The organism is Staphylococcus lugdunensis, from assembly GCF_002901705.1.
In the GTDB taxonomy this organism is placed as follows: Bacteria; Bacillota; Bacilli; order Staphylococcales; family Staphylococcaceae; genus Staphylococcus; species Staphylococcus lugdunensis.
The window spans coordinates 225,483-248,437 of sequence record NZ_PPPV01000012.1 but is presented as its reverse complement, the minus strand read 5'-3'; the positions used below and the strand labels follow the sequence as shown (position 1 = coordinate 248,437).

17 protein-coding genes and 1 other RNA gene are annotated in these 22,955 nt (G+C 33.7%); 2 read left to right on the top strand and 16 right to left on the bottom strand.

The genetic code is table 11. The features are described 5' to 3' along the window. Positions 1-229: 229 nt before the first annotated feature. The 4 genes from recD2 to CD041_RS01890 form a co-directional block, all read right to left on the bottom strand. Positions 230-2,617: an SF1B family DNA helicase RecD2 gene (gene recD2, locus CD041_RS01905; RefSeq protein WP_070815398.1), complete on the bottom strand. Its 2,388-nt coding sequence runs from the start codon at positions 2,615-2,617 to the stop codon at positions 230-232. A 1-nt stretch (position 2,618) separates the two neighbouring features. After that, positions 2,619-3,290: a tetratricopeptide repeat protein gene (locus CD041_RS01900; RefSeq protein WP_070648439.1), complete on the bottom strand. Its 672-nt coding sequence runs from the start codon at positions 3,288-3,290 to the stop codon at positions 2,619-2,621. Positions 3,291-3,431: 141 nt separating this feature from the next. Beyond that, positions 3,432-4,544 (bottom strand): tRNA 2-thiouridine(34) synthase MnmA, encoded by a 1,113-nt coding sequence (gene mnmA, locus CD041_RS01895; RefSeq protein ID WP_002458942.1) that lies wholly within the window; start codon positions 4,542-4,544, stop codon positions 3,432-3,434. Continuing rightward, a complete protein-coding gene (locus CD041_RS01890) occupies positions 4,544-5,686 on the bottom strand; it encodes a cysteine desulfurase family protein (protein WP_002458941.1) in 1,143 nt (380 codons plus the stop codon). The genes mnmA and CD041_RS01890 overlap by 1 nt, the downstream gene beginning before the upstream one ends. 229 nt (positions 5,687-5,915) lie before the next feature. Between CD041_RS01890 and CD041_RS01885 the strand changes: the two genes are divergently transcribed. Beyond that, positions 5,916-6,917 carry an LLM class flavin-dependent oxidoreductase gene (locus CD041_RS01885; RefSeq protein WP_002478089.1) on the top strand — a complete coding sequence of 334 codons (1,002 nt, stop codon included), beginning with the start codon at positions 5,916-5,918 and terminating at the stop codon, positions 6,915-6,917. Between the two features lie 201 nt (positions 6,918-7,118). Here CD041_RS01885 and CD041_RS01880 read toward each other — a convergent pair whose 3' ends face one another. Both CD041_RS01880 and cymR read right to left on the bottom strand, forming a co-directional pair. Further along, on the bottom strand, positions 7,119-7,259 hold the full coding sequence (locus CD041_RS01880; RefSeq protein ID WP_002458939.1) for an SAS049 family protein: 141 nt from the start codon (positions 7,257-7,259) through the stop codon (positions 7,119-7,121). A 110-nt stretch (positions 7,260-7,369) separates the two neighbouring features. Then, on the bottom strand, positions 7,370-7,792 hold the full coding sequence (gene cymR, locus CD041_RS01875) for a cysteine metabolism transcriptional regulator CymR (RefSeq protein ID WP_002458938.1): 423 nt from the start codon (positions 7,790-7,792) through the stop codon (positions 7,370-7,372). Positions 7,793-7,873: 81 nt separating this feature from the next. Between cymR and CD041_RS01870 the strand changes: the two genes are divergently transcribed. Beyond that, positions 7,874-9,142, top strand: a complete 1,269-nt coding sequence (locus CD041_RS01870; RefSeq protein ID WP_002458937.1) for a replication-associated recombination protein A — start codon at positions 7,874-7,876, stop codon at positions 9,140-9,142. A gap of 31 nt (positions 9,143-9,173) precedes the next feature. Here the strand turns inward: CD041_RS01870 and CD041_RS01865 are convergent, their stop codons facing one another. The 10 genes from CD041_RS01865 to secDF all read right to left on the bottom strand — a co-directional run bounded on the left by CD041_RS01865 (position 9,174) and on the right by secDF (position 22,888). Next, the gene (locus CD041_RS01865; protein ID WP_070815397.1) at positions 9,174-9,965 is read right to left on the bottom strand and encodes a tRNA threonylcarbamoyladenosine dehydratase; all 792 of its coding nucleotides are present in this window, start codon (positions 9,963-9,965) and stop codon (positions 9,174-9,176) included. Between the two features lie 87 nt (positions 9,966-10,052). Then, positions 10,053-10,243, bottom strand: a non-coding RNA gene (ssrS, locus tag CD041_RS01860) — 6S RNA. Between the two features lie 109 nt (positions 10,244-10,352). Further along, the gene (gene aspS, locus CD041_RS01855; RefSeq protein WP_070648435.1) at positions 10,353-12,119 is read right to left on the bottom strand and encodes an aspartate--tRNA ligase; all 1,767 of its coding nucleotides are present in this window, start codon (positions 12,117-12,119) and stop codon (positions 10,353-10,355) included. 22 nt (positions 12,120-12,141) lie between these two features. Continuing rightward, the gene (gene hisS, locus CD041_RS01850) at positions 12,142-13,401 is read right to left on the bottom strand and encodes a histidine--tRNA ligase (protein WP_002478086.1); all 1,260 of its coding nucleotides are present in this window, start codon (positions 13,399-13,401) and stop codon (positions 12,142-12,144) included. A gap of 334 nt (positions 13,402-13,735) precedes the next feature. After that, positions 13,736-14,611 (bottom strand): N-acetylmuramoyl-L-alanine amidase, encoded by an 876-nt coding sequence (locus CD041_RS01845; RefSeq protein WP_002458933.1) that lies wholly within the window; start codon positions 14,609-14,611, stop codon positions 13,736-13,738. Next, positions 14,608-15,060 (bottom strand): D-aminoacyl-tRNA deacylase, encoded by a 453-nt coding sequence (gene dtd, locus CD041_RS01840; RefSeq protein ID WP_002458932.1) that lies wholly within the window; start codon positions 15,058-15,060, stop codon positions 14,608-14,610. The genes CD041_RS01845 and dtd overlap by 4 nt, the downstream gene beginning before the upstream one ends. Before the next feature lie 15 nt (positions 15,061-15,075). Further along, positions 15,076-17,265, bottom strand: a complete 2,190-nt coding sequence (locus CD041_RS01835) for a RelA/SpoT family protein (protein ID WP_080606561.1) — start codon at positions 17,263-17,265, stop codon at positions 15,076-15,078. Between the two features lie 259 nt (positions 17,266-17,524). After that, positions 17,525-18,043, bottom strand: a complete 519-nt coding sequence (locus tag CD041_RS01830) for an adenine phosphoribosyltransferase (RefSeq protein WP_002458930.1) — start codon at positions 18,041-18,043, stop codon at positions 17,525-17,527. Positions 18,044-18,062: 19 nt separating this feature from the next. Beyond that, a complete protein-coding gene (gene recJ / locus CD041_RS01825) occupies positions 18,063-20,339 on the bottom strand; it encodes a single-stranded-DNA-specific exonuclease RecJ (protein WP_070648433.1) in 2,277 nt (758 codons plus the stop codon). A 260-nt stretch (positions 20,340-20,599) separates the two neighbouring features. Further along, positions 20,600-22,888 carry a protein translocase subunit SecDF gene (gene secDF, locus CD041_RS01820; RefSeq protein WP_070648431.1) on the bottom strand — a complete coding sequence of 763 codons (2,289 nt, stop codon included), beginning with the start codon at positions 22,886-22,888 and terminating at the stop codon, positions 20,600-20,602. Between the last annotated feature and the right edge of the window lie 67 nt (positions 22,889-22,955).

Below are 22,955 nucleotides of genomic sequence, written 5' to 3'. Positions count from 1 at the left end.
CGTTCATCCACAAGGGACGAACGTTTTCGCGGTACCACCCTAGTTATAAAGATACGAATCACTATTGATTCCACTTTATCACTTCATTGTCTTATCCATATTAGCACAAAGTAGCGTTCAGCAAACTGTATTGTACTTTACACCAACCAGCACATCTCTTTGAATACTCATTTGCTTACTCATCTTCATGTTTATTCACATTTTATTTTAAGTTGTGTTGTCTAAATTGTCAACGTTCAATAAAGTCATATGGCGTCATTTGATTCATGTTGATCATCGGATCTATTTGATAAATTGTCGCTGCTGATAATGTAACTTTTTTATGTTTAGCTATGATATTATCATCAGTAGAATTCTGCGTTTCGTGTCCAAAATATGCTTCTAATAAATCATATAATTGCGTCATTCTAACTTGACCATTTGTTTTAAGGCCAATGTCAAAGGCTTGTGGATCCCCTAGTAATACTAAAGATTGTTTAGCTCTAGTCAAACCAGTATAAAGAATAGGTTTTTGTAACATTCTAAAATATTGTTTCACTACGGGCATAATAACGATTGGGAATTCTGAACCTTGGGACTTATGAATCGAAGTGCAATATGCATGCGTTAATTCAATTAAGTCTTGTCGTGTAAATGTAATTTCATTACCGTCAAAATCGACGATAATAACATCTTTATTTAAAGCATTTTCTTTTGCCCAAAAAATGCCAACAATAATACCAATATCTCCATTAAAAATATTGTCATTAGGACGATTTACTAACTGTAATACTTTATCGCCTTTGCGGAATGCAGCATCACCAAATTCAATTTCACGGGCGTCTGGTTCTTTAGGATTTAAAATTGTTTGCAGAATTTGATTTAAACGTTTAATACCTGCACTTCCTTTATACATGGGAGCAAGTACTTGAATATCACTCATGTCATATCCTTTACTAACTGCACTGGATACTACTTTCTTAACAACGTCAGGAATTTGTTCTGCACTACAATTAATGAAGCTTCTATCATGATAACGTTTTGTAATATCTATGGATTCGTTTTGTTTCATGTGGTGAGCTAATTCAATAATACTTGAACCATCTTGTTGTCGGTAGACTTCAGTTAAATTGACACGTGGTATTTTTTTAGACTGGATTAAGTCCTTAAATACTTGTCCAGGCCCAACAGAAGGCAGTTGGTCTTCATCTCCAACAAATACAATTTGGGCATCTAAAGGTACCGCATTTAAAAACTGATGAAATAACCAAGTGTCAACCATAGACATTTCATCTATGATAATTAATTTTGCTTTAATTTCATTATCTAAAATGTCTTCTGGTTGTGTATCTTGATTCCATCCTATAAGTCGGTGGATGGTCATTGCCTCTAAGCCAGTAGCTTCTTGTAAACGTTTCGATGCTCTGCCTGTAGGAGCTGCTAATACTACTGGGAAATCATCATCAGTGTAATCCGCATAATTTAAAGAAAGTCCATGAATTTCAGCGTATAACTCTATAATACCTTTAATGACAGTTGTCTTACCAGTTCCAGGTCCGCCAGTCAATAACATGATTTTTGAGTTTATAGCTGTTTGTAAAGCTTCTTTTTGTGATGCAGCATAATGTACTTCATTGCTATCTTCTATCTCTCCAATATGCAACTGTAAATCAGATTGCTCAAGTTCATTTAATTTATGGGTATGAGTTAATATACGATATAAGTTTTGTACGCTTTTTAATTCTGAGTAGTAAAGACTTGGGATGGCAATTTTTTGTTGATCAAGAATCAACTTATCTTCTTCCATTAAAATTTGCAACATTTCTTCAAGTTGATGTATTTCAATTATTTCATCCCCTTGCGTACTTAACATTGTTTGTGCTGATTTAAGAATTGTTTCAGTAGGTAAATAAGTATGCCCTTGTTTAATACATTCTTCCTCTAGTGTGAATAATATGCCAGCTTTTAATCGTTCTGGGTCATTAAAGTCGATGCCGATATTACGTGCTAATGTATCAGCTTTATTAAATCCAATTCCTTTAATATCATATACAAGTTTATACGGGTTATTATCAACGACGTTTATTGTTTCACTTTGATAAAACTGATAGATTGCCATTGATAGTTTAGGGCCAAATCCTAAATCATGTAAGTGTATCATGATTTTTTCTGATTCTTGATTGGCTGCTATTTGTTGTGCAATTTGCTCTTGTTTCTTTTTAGAAAGATTTGAAACTTTTGTTAATATGTCTGGATGAGCTAAAATATCATTTATTGCATTTTCTCCCAAAGTATTAACAATATTTTGTGCTGTCTTTTTACCAATACCTTTAAATAAATCACTTGATAAGTAGGTAATAATAGCATCTTTCGTTTGTGGTAATTCTTTTTCAAATGTATCAGCTTTTAGTTGTTTGCCATATTTTGGATGCGCAACAACCTGTCCTTTAAAGGTGTATACGTCGCCTTCAACAATATTTGGGAAAAACCCTACAACCGTTGGCATCGTATCGAACGATTCGTTAGATTCAATGGTATCAACTTTAAGTACAGTATAGAAATTATCTTGATTTTGGAACAAAATAACTTCGACGGTGCCCTTTAACATCGTCGGTTCAAAAAGTGTAGGGTTATCCATATTAATCCTCCTTGTTCTTCATAGATAAAAAAGCGGCTTTTGCGTGTTGACTTAATAAATGTTTAGGATCAATGGCAATTGCCCGCTCAAAATACGAAATAGCTGTATCTATGTCTTCAGTCTCCATATATAACGCTAATCCTAAGTTGTATAATGCGTCAGTATGTGATGGGTCAAGTTGTAAGACGTATTTAAGTTGTTGAATAGCTTGTTCAAACATTTCTAATTGACATAATACAAGTCCGTATTGAAATTGAATTTCACTATCCCTATTTTCATCTTTTTCAGCTGCAGTCATTAAATATGGCAAGGCTTCTTTAAATGCTTCTAATTGGTTGAATGCCATACCTATCATATAATTACAATCAACCATATCCATGTGATATTTTAATGATTTTTGATAGAGTTTGATGGCTTCATTGAAACGACCTTGATTATAATAAATATTTGCTAAATTATAATAAATTGCACCGTTTGTATCATCAATTGTTAATGCACGTTGAAAAAACTTTTCAGCCTGTACGATTTCTCCAATATCAGCCAGAATAATGCCAGCATTAATGTAATTTTCAATCACGTTTGGATTTTCTTCTATGTTATTAAATAATGCTTTCAGGGCTTTATCTCTCTGCCCTTTTTGTATGTATTGATATATTTGTTCTTGTTCAGTCACTAGAATACCTCATTTCATTCATCATTATATCATGTCCAAACTTTTAATAAATAAAAACAACCGCTTATTCTAAATAGCACTTGTGAATAAACGGTTGAATATCAACTCTAATTAACAACAGTAAAGTTTATTTAAAAGTAATTAAACGACATAGCTTAATTGCCCAGAAGTTTTGTAAACATCATCAATCGTTGCGCCACCTAAACAGATTTCACCATCATAGAATACAACTGATTGACCAGGAGTAATCGCTCGAACTGGTTCTTTAAAAGTCACTTTTATCGAGTGATCATCGACGCGTTCAACAGATACCTCCGTATCTTGTTGACGATATCTAAATTTAGCAGTGCAGTTAAATCCGCGTTCTAAATCTACTGGATTGACGAATGAATAATCTGATGCTATTAAATAATCACTATATAATGCATCGTGATGGAAACCTTGTTCAACGTATAATACGTTGTCTACTAAATTTTTGCCAACAACAAACCAAGGATCACCATCTCCACCAATACCTAAACCATGACGTTGTCCTATCGTATAATACATCAAACCACTGTGCACGCCCATTTTTTTACCATCAAGTGTTCGCATATCGCCGGCTTGAGCAGGTAAATATTGTGATAGAAATGATTTGAAGTTTCTTTCACCAATAAAACAAATGCCTGTAGAATCTTTTTTCTTTGCTGTAGCTAGCCCTTGTTCTTCCGCTATTCGACGTACTTCTTTTTTCTCTATATCTCCAATAGGAAACATGACTTTGGATAATTGTTGCTGTGATAATTGATTTAAAAAATATGTTTGATCTTTATTATTGTCAACGCCACGTAGCATTTCAACGTGGCCGTCGTCATAACGTTTAAGGCGAGCATAATGACCAGTTGCTACATAATCAGCACCAAGTTTAAGTGCGTGTTCTAAAAAGGCCTTAAATTTTATTTCTTTATTACACATCACATCAGGATTTGGTGTACGTCCTTTTTTATATTCATCTAAAAAATAAGTAAATACTTTATTCCAATATTCTTCTTCAAAATTTACAGCATAATAAGGAATGCCAATTTGATTACATACAGCAATCACATCATTATAATCTTCTGTAGCTGTACATACGCCATTTTCATCAGTGTCATCCCAATTTTTCATGAAAATACCTATAACGTCATAACCTTGTTCTTTTAATAAATATGCGGTAACCGAGCTATCAACACCGCCTGACATGCCAACGACAACGCGAATATCTTTATTAGACACTATGATTCCTCCTTAAACTTATGATAAATTTTATGAATTTCCGCTACGATATATTTGATTTCATGTTCTGTAGTTAACTCGCTGAAACTAAATCTTATTGAATGTTTTGAACGTTCTTCATCCTCATACATGGCAGATAACACGTGAGATGGTTCGGTTGATCCTGCAGTACAAGCGGATCCTGACGAAACATAGATATTTGCTAAATCTAATAAAGTTAGCATCGTTTCAACATCTATAAATGGAAAATATAAATTTAAAATATGACCCGTTGTTTCTGTCATTGAACCATTTAACTCAAAAGGAATAGCACGTTCCTGTAAGCTAACTAAAAATAATTCTTTTAATTGCATTAATTTGACGTTATTTTCATTTAAAGCATTATTTGCTAATTCTAATGCTTTTGTAAAACCAACAATTTGTGGTACGTTTTCAGTTCCGGCACGACGTTTCATTTCTTGTTCTCCGCCTAATTGTGAAAATTGTATTGGCGTATTTTCTTTAACAAGCAGCACACCCACACCTTTTGGTCCGCCGAATTTATGGCCAGTAATACTCATTGTGTCGATTTTAAAATCATGAAAATTAATTTCTAAATGCCCAATTGCTTGGACAGCATCAACATGTAACAATGCATTACTCTCAGCTACAATTGTTTCTATTTCATATATAGGTTGAACTGTTCCTACTTCATTGTTTACAAACATAATAGACACGAGGATGGTATCATCAGTAAGTGATTCTTCTAGCTGATCTAAATCAACTTGACCAGTATCATCTACATCTAAATATGTGACGTCATAGCCTTCACGCTCAAGTTGTTCAAAAACATGTAGTACAGAGTGATGTTCAATCTTTGTAGTTATAATATGATTACCGATATGCTCATTTGCATATACTAACCCCTTAATAGCAGTATTATTAGCTTCTGTTGCACCACTAGTAAAAATAATCTCATTTCGCTTAGCACCTAATAGTTCTGCTACTTTTTGGCGTGATTGATCTAAATATTTACGTGCATCACGTCCAACAGAATGTATAGATGATGGATTACCATAATGCTGTTTATATATATTCATCATTTCATCAATAACTTCAGGTCTAACTGGGGTCGTCGCCGCGTAATCTGCATATACTTCCATGTAATTTACACTCCTTGAGATAATATCAATGTTCCTATAATAGCACCAATGCTATTATTTTTCTATAGTTCTGTTTATGACTTTCACTTATTAGTTTAACATTTTAATTAATAGTAATGATACAGATAATATACTTACTGAATTCGTGTTAAATTGAGCATCTAAATATAAAAGTATTCTCACAATTGTTATACTTTATGCACTATTATCATAAGGGGTATATAAAGTTATGAAAAAGATAAAATATTCTGCATTAAATTTAGTACCTATTAGAGAAGGACAAAATGAAAATGATGCGCTTGCTGATATGGTTACACTTGCACAACAACTTGAAAAATTAAATTATGAACGTTATTGGATTGCGGAGCACCATAATGCGCCAAACTTAGTAAGTTCTGCTACTGCATTGCTAATACAACATACTTTAGAACATACGTCATATATGCGTATAGGTTCAGGTGGAATTATGTTACCTAATCACGCACCACTTATTGTTGCAGAACAGTTTGGTACGTTAGCCACGCTATATCCTAATCGCATTGACTTAGGATTAGGTCGTGCACCAGGTACAGATATGATGACAGCTAGTGCATTAAGAAGAGATCAACATAATGGTGTATATCAATTTCCTGATGAGGTAGAACAATTACAAAAATATTTTGGACCAGAAAATCAACAAGACTATGTTAGAGCCTACCCCGCTGTGAATAAGCAAGTACCATTGTATATATTGGGGTCTTCAACTGATTCTGCTCATTTAGCAGCACGCAAAGGCTTACCTTATGTTTTTGCAGGTCATTTTGCACCACAACAAATGAAAGATGCCATAGACATATATAAGGAATTATTTGAACCTTCTGATGTACTTAGTGAACCTTATGTCATAGTCTGTTTAAATGCTATTATTGCTGATAGTGATGAAGAAGCTCAATACTTGTCTACAACTCAAGCTCAAGTGATGATTAGTATTACCCGTGGACGTATGCAACCAGTCCAACCGCCAACAGATAATTTACAAAGTTTGCTAACGCCTCGTGAGTACGAAATGGTTAAGCAACGGCAAAAATATTCACTTATCGGCTCAGAATTAAGTGTGAAGCAACAACTTGAAGATTTTATTCAGAAATATGGAGAAATTGATGAATTAATGGCGGTAAGTTATATTTATGATCAAGACAAACAACTTGATTCATATCGTCGTTTAAAACGAATTATTGAAGCTGACAAATGAGTAAAAGATTTATAACAGCAAATCAGTAGAAAATAGATAATTAAATAACTGCGAAAGGACTATCGTTTAAAGTTAATAAGTAGAATAGTAAGTTATAAAATTGAAGTATACGAAAAATAAGCTCAAAAATGAATTTGTTTAAATTCATCTTTGAGCTATATTTCTCTTCTATATGATTACTTTACCATGACACAACAAAGATTAATCTTTTTTATCTTCTTTATCTTTGTTGTCATTACCATCTGTAAATTCATTAATTTTATCTTTTGCTTTTTGTACCTGTTCATTATCACTATCTTTAAATTTGTTAGCTGCATCTTTTGCTTTATCCATGAAACCCATAAATAATATGCTCCTTTCAGATTTTAAATAATTTTAATATCTGTTATTTCGATGGCTGTTATGATACATTTTCCCAGGTTAAGAACTAAATAAACATATTTTTTAGCTATTTAAATGTAAAACATGTAACCATCTAAATCGGCTTCAGTTTCAACATAATCAGCTAAGTATTTTAATGTTGTATTATCTAATACATCTCGTACCGCATCACGCATACGCAACCACAATTGTTTTTGTGCAGGTGGCTCGGATTCGATACTTTCAACAAATGTGATGGGCCCTTCAAGTAAGCGAATAATATCACCAGCAGTAATTTCTTCTGCTGGGACTCTAAGTTGATAGCCACCTTTAGCACCACGCACACTTCGAATTAAACCAGCATTTCTTAAAGGGCCTACTAATTGTTCAAGATATAAATCACTTAAACTGTTTTCAGCAGCGATTGATTTCAATGATACACAGCCTTGCCCTTCTTTTTTTGCAAGAGATATCATTAAAGTTAAACCGTATCTCCCTTTCGTTGATATTTTCATAACATTACCTCACTTAATTCGATATATATTCCCATTCTATCATTTTTTAAGTTAATATAGAATTAGAAAGGATGAAAAATTGTGACTAATGAACCATTAGCTTCTCGAATGCGACCTAAAAATATAGATGAAATTATTTCTCAACAACACTTGGTTGGTCCAAGAGGTATTATACGCCGTATGGTAGAAACCAAACGTTTATCTTCGATGATTTTCTATGGACCTCCAGGTATTGGTAAAACAAGTATTGCTAAAGCTATTTCTGGTAGTACTGCATATAAATTCAGACAATTAAATGCTGTCACGAATACCAAAAAGGATATGCAGCTCGTTGTTGAAGAAGCCAAGATGTCAGGGCAAGTTATCTTATTATTAGACGAAATTCATCGATTAGATAAAGCTAAACAAGATTTCTTATTACCGCATTTAGAAAATGGCAAAATTGTACTTATTGGTGCAACAACTTCAAATCCATATCATGCGATTAATCCAGCAATACGTTCTAGAGCACAAATTTTCGAATTATATCCATTAAATGAAGAAGATATAAAAGTTGCGTTGATGCGAGCAATTGAAGATGATTCTAGAGGATTGGCCTCTTATCATCCTCATATTGATGAGGATGCAATTGAATATTTTTCTACGCAAAGCCAAGGAGATGTTAGAAGTGCGTTAAATGCGTTAGAACTCGCTGTCTTAAGTGCAGATGAAGACAATGGTGAGCGCCATGTAACGCTAACCGACGCTCAAGATTGTCTCCAAAAAGGTGCGTTTGTAAGTGATAAAGACGGGGATATGCACTATGATGTTATGAGCGCGTTTCAAAAATCTATTAGAGGCAGCGATGTTAATGCAGCGTTACATTATTTGGCAAGACTTATTGCAGCTGGTGATCTTCCTACGATTGTACGTCGCTTGCTTGTAATTAGTTACGAAGATATTGGTTTAGCTTCTCCGGGTGCTGGACAACGGACATTAGCAGCAATACAAGCGGCAGAACGCTTAGGCTTTCCAGAAGCACGTATTCCGTTGAGTCAAGCTGTTATTGAACTGTGTTTATCTCCTAAGTCAAATTCAGCGATAACGGCAGTGGATAGCGCTTTAAGCGATATTAATGCTGGAAATATCGGCCAAATACCTGATTACTTAAAGGATGGACATTATTCTGGTGCCAAAAAATTAGGCAGAGCAATTGGCTATAAATATCCCCATAATTATGACAATGGTTATGTTGCTCAACAATATTTACCCGATAAATTAAAAAACAGAGAGTATTATACCCCTAAAACAACTTCAAAAACTGAACAACAGTTTAAGGCTGTTTACGATAATTTAAAACAACAAAAATGATGGCGTTAATTCACTACGCCATCATTTTTGTTTAATGTTTATTATTACTTTGTGTACCTTTGTCCTTAATTCTTGTGATAGGAACATCTTTTAAAATATCATTGACTACATAACTTGCACAAATTAGACCAACGACACTTGGTACAAAAGCATTTGAAGATGGTGGCATTTGACCTTTGCGGTTAATTGCATTCGCATCACCTACTGTTGCTTTTACATCTTCACGGATGACAATTGGACTTTCATCCGAGAAAACAACAGGAATGCCTTTTTTAATACCTAGCCTTCTAAGTTTATTTCTAATAATTTTAGCCATTGGATCCATGTATGTCTTAGATATATCTTCAATTTTAAAGCGCGTTGGATCTGTTTTATTTGCAGCTCCCATACTCGATATGACTTTGATTCCTCTCTCAAAGCACTCTCTCATTAAATGAACTTTATAAATAATTGTATCACTAGCATCGATAAAATAATCTATTTCATAGTTGTTAAATAAATCTTCATATGTTTCTTCAGTATAAAACATATGTAATGGTGTTACTTTACAGTCAGGGTTAATTAATTTAATTCTTTCTTCCATAAGCGTTACTTTACTTTGGCCTATGGTTGAAGTAAGCGCATGTATTTGTCGATTAACATTGGTTATGTCAACATCATCTTTGTCTATTAAAATAATGTGACCAATATTTGTCCTAGCTAATGCTTCGGCCGCAAATGAACCTACACCACCTATACCTAATACGACAACAGTTTTTTCTTTTAGTAAGTCTAAACCTTCTTTACCATATGCTAACTCATTTCTAGAAAATTGATGCTTCATATTTAACTCCTTATTCAAATCACTTTTAACAGTATTCTACCAAAAGCAAGACAAAATAAAATACGCAAGACAAAGTCTTGCGTACCGATAGAGTCCATAGGTGCCGTAGTTATCATAGCTTGATCATTCGGCCTGCTATATACAGGTGGGTGCCCTGTTTCTTGTTTTGCAAGTCCTCCAATTGAGGCGTGTGCGCTGCAAGAAAACCTATTAGGCTCCCTGATCAAAGAGTGTTAGGCCCAAATTAAAAAGCAAACTTACGTACACCACAGATGACTATCTTATGACTACATCATAGCACCATTATAGATAATTTGAAACTAAAACGATTCGATATGTTAAAAGTTACGCGCAATAAAGTTGTAAGATTGACATAAACATTCTTAATTAATGTCGAATTCTAAGTGATAATTCTTGTAATTGTTTATCAGACACGTCGCTAGGTGCATCGGTTAATAGACAAGTTGCTGATGCAGTTTTAGGGAATGCAATTGTATCTCTTAAGTTAGTTCGATTTGTCAATAACATAACTAATCTGTCCAAACCTAGAGCTATTCCACCATGTGGCGGTGCACCATATTTAAAGGCATCTAATAAGAAGCCGAACTGTTCTTGGGCTTGTTCTTTAGTAAATCCTAAAACTTCAAACATTTTTTCTTGTAAGTCACCATGATGAATTCTAATAGAACCACCACCTAATTCATAGCCATTTAATACAATATCATATGCATTGGCTTGCGCATTTTCAGGTTCAGAATCTAATTTTTTAATATCTTCTTCTTTTGGTGAAGTGAATGGATGGTGTGCTGCAACATATCTTTTTGCATCTTCGTCATATTCAAGTAATGGCCAATCAGTTACCCATAAGAAGTTTAGCTTTGTTTCATCAATTAAACCTAGCTCTTTTGCAAGTTTGATACGCAGTGCACCTAGGCTTTGTGCCACAACATTAGGTTTATCAGCCACAAACATAACCAAATCTCCTGGCTCTGCCCCCGTTAACTCAGTTAATGTCGCTACATTAGCATCTTCAAAGAATCGAGCAATAGGGCCACTTAACCCTTCCTCAACTACTTTGACCCAAGCTAATCCTTTAGCACCGTATATATTAACAAATTCAGTTAACCCATCCATATCTTTACGTGTATAGTTGTCGGCTGCACCTTTGGCAACAATTGCTTTGACTTGACCGTTTTGATTAACTGTATCTTTAAATACCTTAAAGTCCATTTCTGTTCCAAGTTTCGACACATCAATTAATTCCATATCAAAACGAGTGTCAGGCTTATCAGAACCATAACGACTCATAGCTTCGTTGTATGTCATGCGTGGGAATGGCCCTTCAACATCAATACTTTTTACGTCTTTAACAACTTTTCGTAGCATTTCTTCGCCCATAGCCATTACATCTTCTTGGTCTACAAAGCTCATCTCAATATCGACTTGAGTAAATTCAGGTTGGCGATCAGCACGTAAGTCTTCATCGCGGAAACATTTAACAATTTGATAATATTTATCGAAACCACTAATCATTAATAATTGCTTAAATAGCTGTGGAGATTGTGGTAAAGCGTAAAATTCACCTTCGTGGACACGAGAAGGAACTAAATAGTCACGGGCACCTTCAGGAGTCGATTTTGTTAAAACGGGTGTTTCAATGTCGAAAAAGCCATTATTATCAAGATAGTGACGAATTGATTGCGTAATTTGATGTCTCATTTTAAATGTTTGTGCTAATTCGGTGCGTCTTAAATCTAGGTAGCGATATTTTAAACGTATATTTTCATCTACATTTTGATTTTCTTCGTTGATTGAAAATGGTGGTGTTTCAGATTTATTAATTACTTCAATATGAGAAACTTGAACCTCAACTTGTCCTGTTTTGATTTTAGGATTTATAGTTTCTGGATCACGTTTTGTTACTTGTCCCTGTACTTCAACTACATATTCTGAACGAACAGTTTCTGCAATATTAAGTGCTTCTTGTGAGAAAGCAGGGTTAAATACGATTTGAACAATACCCTCTCTATCTCTTAAGTCAATAAAAATTAAACCACCTAAATCACGGCGATTATGCACCCATCCTTTTAACGTTATTTTTTCTCCCAATAATTCTTCTGTTACAAGGCCACAGTATGTTGTTCTCTTAGTCATGTATCATGTTCCTTTCTCTTACTTATTTAAAATAACTTAATAAATTCTCAAATTTAACAGTTTCTGAATTGCCTGATTCCATATGTTTAACTTCTACAATTTGATTATCAAGTTCTTGGTCGCCAATAACAATTGTATAAGTTGCATTCAAACGATCAGCTTGTTTCATTTGACCCTTAATTTTACGATTTAAATAATCTTTATCAGCACTTATGCCATTTTTACGACAATCATTAAGTAATTTTACTGCAAAATGATTGGCTGCTTCTCCCATCGTAACAATAAATAAATCTAATGTTTCATTTTCAACGATGTCGATATTTTCTTCTTCTAGTGCCAATAATAAGCGTTCGATACTTAGTGCAAAGCCAATACCAGTTTGATTAGGACCGTCCAATAATTGCAATAAACCGTTATAACGACCGCCACCACATAAAGTTGTTATCGCGCCGTCATAATTAGGGTTATCCATCATTAATTCAAATGCCGTGTGGGTGTAGTAATCTAAGCCCCGCACAAGGTTTGAATCTTCAACATAAGGTATGTTTAAATCATCTAAATATTGTTTGACAGCTTCATAATATGCCTTAGATTCATCATTTAAATAGTCAGTAATCTTTGGTGCAGTTTTAATGGCTTTTTTATCACGGTCTACTTTACAATCTAATATTCTCATTGGATTCGTGTGTAAACGTGATTGACAATCAGAACAAAAATCATCAATAACTGGTTCAAAGTGTTTTACTAGCGCTTCATTGTATTCTTTTCTTGATTCTGCATCACCAATGCTATTAATTACTAATTTAAGATGCTTTAAACCAAAAGATTGGTATATTTGCATTACCATTGCTAGAACTTCAGCATCAATACTTGGATCTTCAGCACCTATTGCTTCAACACCAAATTGTGTAAATTGACGATAACGCCCCTTTTGTTTACGTTCGTATCTAAACATTGGTCCGTTATAATATAACTTAACTGGTTGATTAGGTAAGCCTTGCATTTTATTTTCGATATAAGATCTTACAACTGCTGCTGTACCTTCAGGACGCAATGTAATACTTCTATTACCTTTGTCTTTAAAAGTGTACATCTCTTTTTGTACTACATCAGTAGAGTCACCTACACCACGTGCAAATAAATCTGTACTTTCAAAAATAGGGGTTCTTATTTCTTGATAATTATATAATTTCATAAGTTGAGCTAATTTATTTTCAATATAGCGCCATTTAGCAGTTTCTTCTGGCAGTATATCTTGTGTACCACGAGGAATCTTAATCATATCATCACTCCTACTATTAATTTTTTCAAAAATTAAACGCCCCTTGTACAGTAAAAAACTATACAAGGGACGAATATCCGTGTTGCCACCCTAATTGATTGAAATATATCAGTTCAATCCACTCATTACGTGTAACGTACGCATGACGGCTTTACTTTCATAAAGCACCTGTTCTTGTGTTCAAAGACATTAATTACTCCGTATAATCTTACAGCCAAGGATTATATCTCTACGCAATGATTGCTACCTTTTCATTAATTCTTTCAAGAATATGACCGGTTTTGTTTATAAATTTCATATTTAATATTAACGATTTTTCGCTTAAATTGCAAGTTTATGAAGCAAAATATTGTTTTAGCCCATCGACAACACCTTCAAGTACAATATGACGATGATGTTGGTCTCTAATCATTGTTTCATCTGTAGGATTACTAATATAGCCAAGTTCTAAGAGCACTGCCGGTATTTTAGATTGTCGTAACACTTGATAATTTTCTTGTTTGGCACCTCTATTAGATAATAATGCCTTTTTTTGGATTGATGCATTTAGCGTTTCGGCTAACTTGCTTTGACTATCTTTATACCAATAAACTGTAGCGCCATTTGCCACAGAACTTTCAAGAGAATCGTTATGTATGCTCATAAATATATCACCTGATGCTTTACGGTCCTCAAGTTTTACGTATTCATCATCACTTCTGGTCATTTTAACATGTGCGCCTTCTTTTTCTAGTAAGGTCTTTAGTTCTAAGGCGCTTTTAAGTGTATAATTTTTTTCTAAGCTTTTTTTGTTTGTTCTACTTGAAGCTCCCTGATCACTACCACCATGACCAGGGTCAAGTACAATTGTTTTCCCTTTTAATGGTTCTTGACTTTGACTAACATCTTTCTTGATATTTAAGCTCGTATGCCAGCCTGCAATCCATCCTTTTTTAGTTTCTTGCCGATTCTGTACTTCAATCCATTTGCCTGTTTGATTAATCTTTGTAAAACCTTCGCCCTTATCTACCTTTTCGATAACGGGATATGCTGCGTTAGGACCGGTTCTTAATTCTGAGTTTTCAACTACAGTAATACGATCACTTTTTTGGTCGTTATGATTCAAAAATAAAAATAACAAGATTAAAAATAATACAAAGGAAATCAATGCAATCATAGTGGGTTTATTTTTTATTTTATATTTTGATAGCCAGGATTGTATTTTATTCATAAAATTTTGCCATCCTGACTTTCATATATAATTGTTACAGGTCCATCATTAATAATTTCTACTTCCATATCAGTACCAAATTCTCCAGTTTGAACATTAATACCATAATCATTTAACGCTTTATTAAATTTTTCATAAAGTTGATTTGCTTCATCCGGAGGCATCGAGTTTGAAAAGCCAGGACGATTTCCTTTTTTAACATCGGCGAATAAGGTAAATTGTGAAATCGACAAAATTTCACCTTCAACTTGTTGAAGATTTAAATTTAATTTTCCTGCATCATCTTCAAATAATCTTGCATTAACGATTTTCTTTGCCAAAGTTTCAATATCTTGTTCTGTAGATGATTTACCAAAGCCTACTAACAAACAGTAGCCTTGTTTTATAGAATGGTGAATATTATTATTTTTGACACTTGCACGTTTTACACGTTGTAACACAATTCTCATAGATATGCGCCTCCATTAATTCCATACTCTAGTTACAGTATATACATCACCAAGGGATTTGATTTTATCGACTACTCGATATACTTCGTTTACATTTTTTACCATAACGCTTAAATTAATAATGGCATTTTTATCCACATCAGAACGTCCCGCTACCTTTATCAAGCTACCATTTGTTGAATTTACGGCTTGTAGCACTTCATTTAGCAAGCCATTTCTATCATAGGCATTTACTTCTAAATCAACTTGGTAACGCTGTGTAGCATCTTTTGATTTCACCCATTCTACGTGAATCAGACGCTCATGTTCATTTTTGATGTTTGGACAGTCTGTACGGTGGACTTTGATACCGTGGCCTTTTGTGATATAACCTACAATATCATCTCCTGGGATTGGATTACAGCATTTTGATAACTTTATAAGTACATTTTCAATTCCTTCGACATAAACGCCACTATCAGTAATAATGTCTTCTTTAATTGGTAATGTCTTAGTGACTTCTTGCGCTTGATTTAATGCCTTTTGCTTATCCAAAATACGTTGTTTTTCAGTCAATTTATTGACGATTTGAAGGGCAGTCACGCCACCAAAACCCACAGCCGCATATAAATCTTCTTCATTTGCAAAATTATATTTTTCATTAACAATTGCAATATTTTTTTCTGTTAAAATATCTTCTGTTCGAAATCCTTGTTCTTTAATTTCAGCTTCTACCATAAACTTACCTTTTTCAATGTTTGAAGAGCGATCTTGTTTTTTAAAGAAACTTTTGATTTTACTTTTAGCACTTGAAGATTTAACGATTTTAAGCCAATCACGACTAGGACCATATGAATGTTTACTTGTTCTTATTTCAATGATATCGCCGGTTTGTATTACATAATCGATGGGAACAATTTTGCCATTGGCTTTGGCACCTATCATTTTATTTCCAACTTCACTATGAATTGCATAAGCAAAATCAATTGGTACAGCGCCATATGGCAATTCGATAACATCGCTGGCAGGTGTAAATGCATAGACTTTGTCACTTTGTAAGTCGTACTTAAGTGATTCCATAAATTCTTGTGCATCATTAGAGGTATGATCCGCTTCAGCAAGCTCTTTTAACCAATTTAATTTATTTTGAAAATCCTGTGTTTTCTCGTCAACAGTCTTTCCTTCTTTATATGCCCAGTGTGCAGCAACACCGTGTTCTGCAATTTCATGCATTTCATAGGTTCGAATTTGTATTTCTAATGGATCTCCGTTAGGACCAACTACAGTAGTATGTAGAGATTGATACATGTTTTGTTTAGGCATTGCAATATAGTCTTTGAAACGCCCTGGCATTGGTTTCCATAAAGTATGAACGAGACCTAGAATTGCATAGCAATCATTAATTGAATTAACAATTACACGTATTGCTAATAAATCAAAGATTTGATCAAATTGTTTTTTTTGCTTCATCATTTTACGATAAGTACTATATATGTGCTTTGGTCTACCGTTAATTTCGCCCTTAATTTTCATTTTTATCATTTCAGCATCAATCATATCAATAGCATTTTTAATATAAGCCTCTCGTTCACTGCGTTTCTTTTTCATGAGATTGACAATGCGGAAATACTGAACACTATCAATATATCTTAAGGCCGTATCTTCAAGCTCCCATTTTATCGTATTAATCCCTAAACGATCTGCAAGAGGCGCGTAAATTTCAAGTGTTTCTTTAGATATTCTGATTTGTTTGTCTCTTGGCATCGCTTTTAATGTACGCATATTATGTAATCTGTCAGCTAATTTTACTAAAATAACTCGTACGTCTTTAGCTATGGCTATAAATAGTTTACGGTGATTTTCAGCTTGTTGTTCTTCTTTAGAACGGTATTTGACCTTTTTAAGTTTAGTTACACCATCAACAATACGTGCAATTTCTTCGTTGAACATCTCTTTGACATCATCAAACGTATAAGCGGTATCCTCTATGACATCATGTAAAAAACCAGCAACAATGGTTGGTCCATCTAGGCGCATTTCAGTTAAAATACCAGCTACTTGAATTGGGTGCATAATATATGGTAACCCATTTTTACGAAATTGCCCTTGGTGTGCTTCATATGCAAGGTGATAACTTTTCAGTACATACTGATAATCATCTGGTGATAAATATGATTTGGCTTTAAATAGAACTTCATCTGCACTATATGGATATTCGTTATTCACGATAAGCACCCCTACTTTTAAAAAATATAATATGTCGTTTCGCCCAACTGTTTCTAAATTTATGTATATACATTTTCATTCTACCAAAATTAGTAGATTGTGATAAAGTGGTTTAAATTTTTATAAATAATAGCTCTATTTTACTACATCATAAAAGATAAATAAATGGGAGTAGAGAAACAAAGTCAAATTTGTACTTTGTATTCTACTCCCATTAAAATATGGTTGAGCAAAGAATGCTCATAATAAACTTCTATGCTTATTCATCATATGAAATTAGACTCATCACGTCATAGTCTTTGATTTTCTCTATACCATTTAAATATTTTAATTCAATAATAAAAGCGATGCCAACAACAATTCCGCCTAACGCTTCGACAAGCTTTATTGCGGCTTCAATAGTTCCACCTGTAGCTAGCAAATCATCTGTAATTAGAACACGCTGTCCTGGTTTAATAGCATCTTTATGCATAGTCAATACATTTGTGCCATATTCTAAATCATATTCATAACGAATAACTTCACGTGGTAATTTACCTTCTTTTCTCACTGGTGCAAAACCTATACCCATTGAATAGGCAACAGGGCAACCAATAATAAATCCTCTTGCCTCAGGACCTACAACAATATCTACTTCTCTTTCTTTGGCATAAGTAACAATTTGGTCAGTTGCATAACCATATGCTTCTCCATTATCCATGATTGTTGTAATATCTTTAAAACTAACCCCTGCCTTAGGCCAATCTTGTACTTCTGATACATATTGCTTTAAATCCATCTTTGTTTCCTCCTAATAGTTAACCCATTTGCTCGATAATCCAATGTTTCAAATGCTGAAAATCATCATACAGCATTAATTTTTCAACTTCTATTCTTGCTTTTCTCGTTTGATAAACTTGACTTGCTTCTATATCCTGTTTATTAGGATTTTGATTTACTGATATTATACCATTGCTATCTATAATAAAGCCTAGTTCAAGAAAAACTTTTAACATAAATTTTAATGTATTAGGCTGAATCCCCAAAAATTTCGATAATGCCATCCCATCGTTGACTAAATTTACTTTCTGTTTTGACATCAGTATTTTAAAGCAAGCTTTGAATGTTTTTTTATCAGGCATACCTTCGAAATAAATTGAATGTTGATGTTGTAAAACAACATATATTTGAGAAAATTGATGACCATTCATACTTTCTGATAAATGTGCTAATGAAAGGGGTAAATCACGTAATACGACACGATTTACATGTTCATCAATAGTTTCGCCATAATGATAATAATTATGATCTAATTTTTCTTTTTGTGGATGAATTAATATGGCTAATTGCTCGTCATGAAAATCGATTGATAGCTGTTTCCGTTTACTTCTATAATCCAAAATTTGCTGTTGATTGATAGCAATATCCTGAATGATAAATTGTGGTGATTGATTGCCATTCCATTCATTGATTTGTAACTGACCTATCATGTTAATTGGTTGGTTCAGCTCTAACTCATCGACTAAACTTCCGCTATTCCAATAAAGTGTAGCCAAATTAGAGTTACCAATTGTCATTTTTAAATGATTCTTATCTTTTCCAATCGCTTTCAATGAATTAACATTGACATCATCTAATTCAAATAATGGTTTATTAAAGTCGATTCCAAATGGTTTTAATCGCTCTATATCGTAAATGTTATTAACGGTAATCTCGTCTTCTGTAATTTTCACATCTATTTGTTTTTTCTGATCAAACGATGTCGTCTGAGCCAAATTTGCCATCCATGCATTTAGGCCTTCTCGCAATTCAGATATGTTTTCGATAGGCATTGTCATCCCAGCAGCCATATGATGGCCACCAAATTTAGATATTAAATTTTGATGGTCACTTAAGATTTCAAACATTGAAACTTGTTCAATGCTACGAGCTGATCCTTTTGCATAATGTTGTTCATCATCAATATTAAGAATGAGCGTTGGCAATCCATATGTTTCTACAATTCTAGACGCTACAATTCCCAACACACCTTCGTGCCAATTTTCTTTTGCTAACAGCAGAAATTGACGCCCTTTAGCCACTTCTTCTTTGGCAAGTAACAAAGCCTCTTCTGTAATTTTTGATACAATATCTTTTCGTTCGTTGTTAAAATGATTAACTTGCTCTGCTAAAAATGCTGCTTCTTCAGCATCTTCTGTCATAAGTAATTCAGCAGCTAATGATGCGTCTTCTAATCGTCCAACAGCATTTAATCTCGGGCCGATGATAAAGCCAATTGTTTCTTCATCAATGGGATCGTTATAGTTTGCTTCATTTAATAGTGCTGCAATTTGAATAGGCTGATAATCATTTAATATAGATAACCCCGTTTTTACAATGGTTCTATTCTCATCTGTTAACGATACTAAATCGGCAATGGTTCCTATTGAAGCAAGAGCAATATAATATGGCGGTACATTATTTTTTAGTAGCGTTTGCGAAACCTTATAAGCGACCCCTGCACCACAAAGGTTCGGACATGGATAGTCGAATTCTGGGTGCATGGGGTGAACAATCGCAAAAGCATCTGGTAAAGTGCTTCCCATTTCGTGATGATCTGTAACAATAACATCTACGCCTAATTCTTGAATCATTTCAATTTCACGATGTCCTTGAATACCATTATCAACTGTAATGATAAGTGAAACACCTTCATCATAAGCATTTTTAAACGCTAACTCATTCGGACCATAACCTTCAGAAAAACGATTTGGAATATACCAACCTACTTCTGCTCCTAAAGATTGAAGCGTTTTTACCATAATCGTTGTTGATGTCACACCATCTGCGTCATAATCACCATAGATTAAAATGCGCTCGTGTTTATCAATTGCCAAATTAATGCGTTCTATGGCTTTGGTCATATCACTTAATAGCCATGGCTCATGCAATTGTTGTTGCCCATTCAATAATCCTTCAATATCTTTTTCATTTACGATATGTTTACTTTCTAACACTTTTTTTATAATTGGAGAAAGTTTATATTTCTTTGCTATTTGTTCATCTATATATTGAGTTGGTTCATTGTGATTCCAAGTATATTTTGATTTAATCATTAGCCTTCCTCATTTCCAAAAGCCATTATATCGAAAATCTGCTTAAATAAAAAGCTTCAACATATATTTTTTTAAGTTTTATGATGTTTGTAAAAATCTTCTTTGTAGAAGTACTATCGTTTTTTTATAAAGTTAGTAGAAAGCGTAAAGAAAATCATAATTTTGCCAAGCATTTTAAAAAATCTGTTGTTCTTAAGTAATATAGCAATAAAAAACATCATCGAACCACTAATTAGATGATTCGATGATGTTTCAGTTGATTAAACTAGAATTTTTTCGTCATTTGATTTTTTCTCTTTATAGACAACCAACTTACCTTTATCAGATTTTTTTAATTGTCGTTTTTTCATAATACCCCAAAGCGGTACAGCAATAAAGATTGAAGAGAATACACCAGAAATTAATCCTACAAGTAAAGCTAACGAGAAATTAAAGATACTTGGTGCACCGAATAGTAATATGGCAACTACAACAACTATGACGGTAAGCACAGTATTGATTGAGCGTGTCATTGTTTGTCGAATTGATCGGTTAACGATATCGTCAATTTGTTCTGGCGACGTAATTACTTTTAGCTTATGCAAGTTTTCACGTACGCGGTCAAACGTTACAATCGTATCGTTGATGGAATAACCAATGATTGTTAATACAGCAGCTATAAACGTGATATCTACTTCGATACGGAATAAACTAAAGACTGCCACAATCATAAAGGCATCATGCAATAATGCGAGTACTGAGGACAATCCCATACGCCATTCAAAACGCAATGATACATAAATGATAATACCGATTGAAGCATATATTAAAGCCTTCAAAGCATTTTTAGCTAACTCTTGACCTATGACAGGTGACACTGTATTTACAGAAGGACTATGTCCAAATTCATTTTTAAATTTATCATTTAATTTGGCAATGTCTTTTTTAGCTAAATCATGTTTAAACATAATAGTTGCTTGCTTTTTACCATCACCATTAATTTGTATTTCATCGGCTTTTAAGCCAACATCTTTCATTGTCTTCTCAACTTTAGCTTGTGATAGTGAATGATTCGATTCAACATCAACACGAGAACCACTTGAGAAGTCAATACCTAAATTCAGTTTGAAAATACTTAGAATAACAATACCAACGATTAAGATAAGAATACTCAAACCAATTAACGGTTTGGCTAGTTTTACAAAGTTCCATCTTTCGAAAGATGTTTTCAAATCGTGAACATCTTTACCTTCATTGATATCATGACATTGTTTTTTCTTAACACCAAATAACCAGAATTTTTTCTTGAAGTAATTAGATGATACCAGTAATGATAATAGCCCTCTAGAAAGGAAGACTGCAGTTACAAAAATCATTAATATCCCTAATAACAGCATTGTCGCAAAACCTTTAACCGAACTTTCACCAAAGAAGAATAATACAGCGGCTGCAATAACTGTTGTTAAGTTTGAATCAAAAATGGTAAGGAACGAACTTCGATTTGCTTTAGTATAAGCTTGCTTAAGCGTTCGACCAATTCGCAATTCATCTTTTATTCGCTCGTACATAATGATATTGGCATCCACTGCCATACCTACGCCTAAAACAAGCGCAGCTAGACCAGGTAATGTTAATACACCAGAAATGAAATTAAATGCGACAAGTGTTAAATAAATATATGTCGTTAATGCGATAATTGCTACAAAACCTGGTAATCTATAGAAACCAACCATAAATAGATAAATAACAGCAATACCTATAAATGAGGCAAAAATAGTTTTATCTAATGCATCTTGCCCGAATTGTGCACCAACTGATGTAGATGTCAACTCGTCAAGTTTAACTGGTAATGAACCAGCATTGAGCAATTCTGAAATTTGTTTAGCTTTTTTAACCCCTTCTTGGCCATGGAAACCACCAGATATTTCAACACTATCAGAATTAATTGGTTGATTTACAGAAGCAGCTGACACATATTTTCTATCATTTTCATTCTTTTTCTGAAGTTCTTTGTGATAACTATCTCCTTTTTCATAATCAAGCCATACAACCATCATATTTTCTTTTTTCTTAGAGATTTCTTCAGTTACCTTTTTAAACTTATCACGATCTTTTAATTTAAATGTAACGGTAGGTTCATTAGTTTGTTGTTTAAATTCTTGTTTTGCTGAACCTTGTACGATATCTTTTCCTGTCAGTTTAACATTATCATTCGCATCCCGAATTGTTAAATTAGCTTGGGAAGATAATACGTCACGAGCTTGGTTTTGATTTTTAACGCCTGCAAGTTGAACTCTAATTCTGTCTGGATCTTCAACTTGAATTCGTGGTTCTGATACCCCCAGCACATTGACACGATTTTCTAAAGTTTGAGCCGTTGATTGAAGCGCTTTTTTATCAATTTTATCGCCTTTTTGCAATGGCTTAACTTGATAAAGGACTTCGAAACCACCTTGTAAATCTAAACCAAGGTTAACATTTTTAATTACATTCTTATATGTAAGCCCCATTCCTGCAAAGAGGAGGACAATAAGTAATATAAATGCAACTATTCTACTACCTTTTTTCACATAAACACCTCATTATTTACTTATGTATCTAGAATAATCCAAACAAACGATAGCTCGCAAGTTAAAA

What these genes read in the sequence shown, in the direction of transcription:
- recJ (WP_070648433.1), bottom strand. Translation starts at nt 20,339, where the DNA reads ATGATTAAATCAAAATATACTTGGAATCACAATGAACCAACTCAATAT.
- CD041_RS01880 (WP_002458939.1), bottom strand. Translation starts at nt 7,259, where the DNA reads ATGGGTTTCATGGATAAAGCAAAAGATGCAGCTAACAAATTTAAAGAT.
- CD041_RS01830 (WP_002458930.1), bottom strand. Translation starts at nt 18,043, where the DNA reads ATGGATTTAAAGCAATATGTATCAGAAGTACAAGATTGGCCTAAGGCA.
- CD041_RS01890 (WP_002458941.1), bottom strand. Translation starts at nt 5,686, where the DNA reads ATGGAAGTATATGCAGATTACGCGGCGACGACCCCAGTTAGACCTGAA.
- CD041_RS01885 (WP_002478089.1), top strand. Translation starts at nt 5,916, where the DNA reads ATGAAAAAGATAAAATATTCTGCATTAAATTTAGTACCTATTAGAGAA.
- cymR (WP_002458938.1), bottom strand. Translation starts at nt 7,792, where the DNA reads ATGAAAATATCAACGAAAGGGAGATACGGTTTAACTTTAATGATATCT.
- dtd (WP_002458932.1), bottom strand. Translation starts at nt 15,060, where the DNA reads ATGAGAATTGTGTTACAACGTGTAAAACGTGCAAGTGTCAAAAATAAT.
- CD041_RS01845 (WP_002458933.1), bottom strand. Translation starts at nt 14,611, where the DNA reads ATGAATAAAATACAATCCTGGCTATCAAAATATAAAATAAAAAATAAA.
- recD2 (WP_070815398.1), bottom strand. Translation starts at nt 2,617, where the DNA reads ATGGATAACCCTACACTTTTTGAACCGACGATGTTAAAGGGCACCGTC.
- hisS (WP_002478086.1), bottom strand. Translation starts at nt 13,401, where the DNA reads ATGATTAAGATTCCTCGTGGTACACAAGATATACTGCCAGAAGAAACT.
- CD041_RS01865 (WP_070815397.1), bottom strand. Translation starts at nt 9,965, where the DNA reads ATGAAGCATCAATTTTCTAGAAATGAGTTAGCATATGGTAAAGAAGGT.
- aspS (WP_070648435.1), bottom strand. Translation starts at nt 12,119, where the DNA reads ATGACTAAGAGAACAACATACTGTGGCCTTGTAACAGAAGAATTATTG.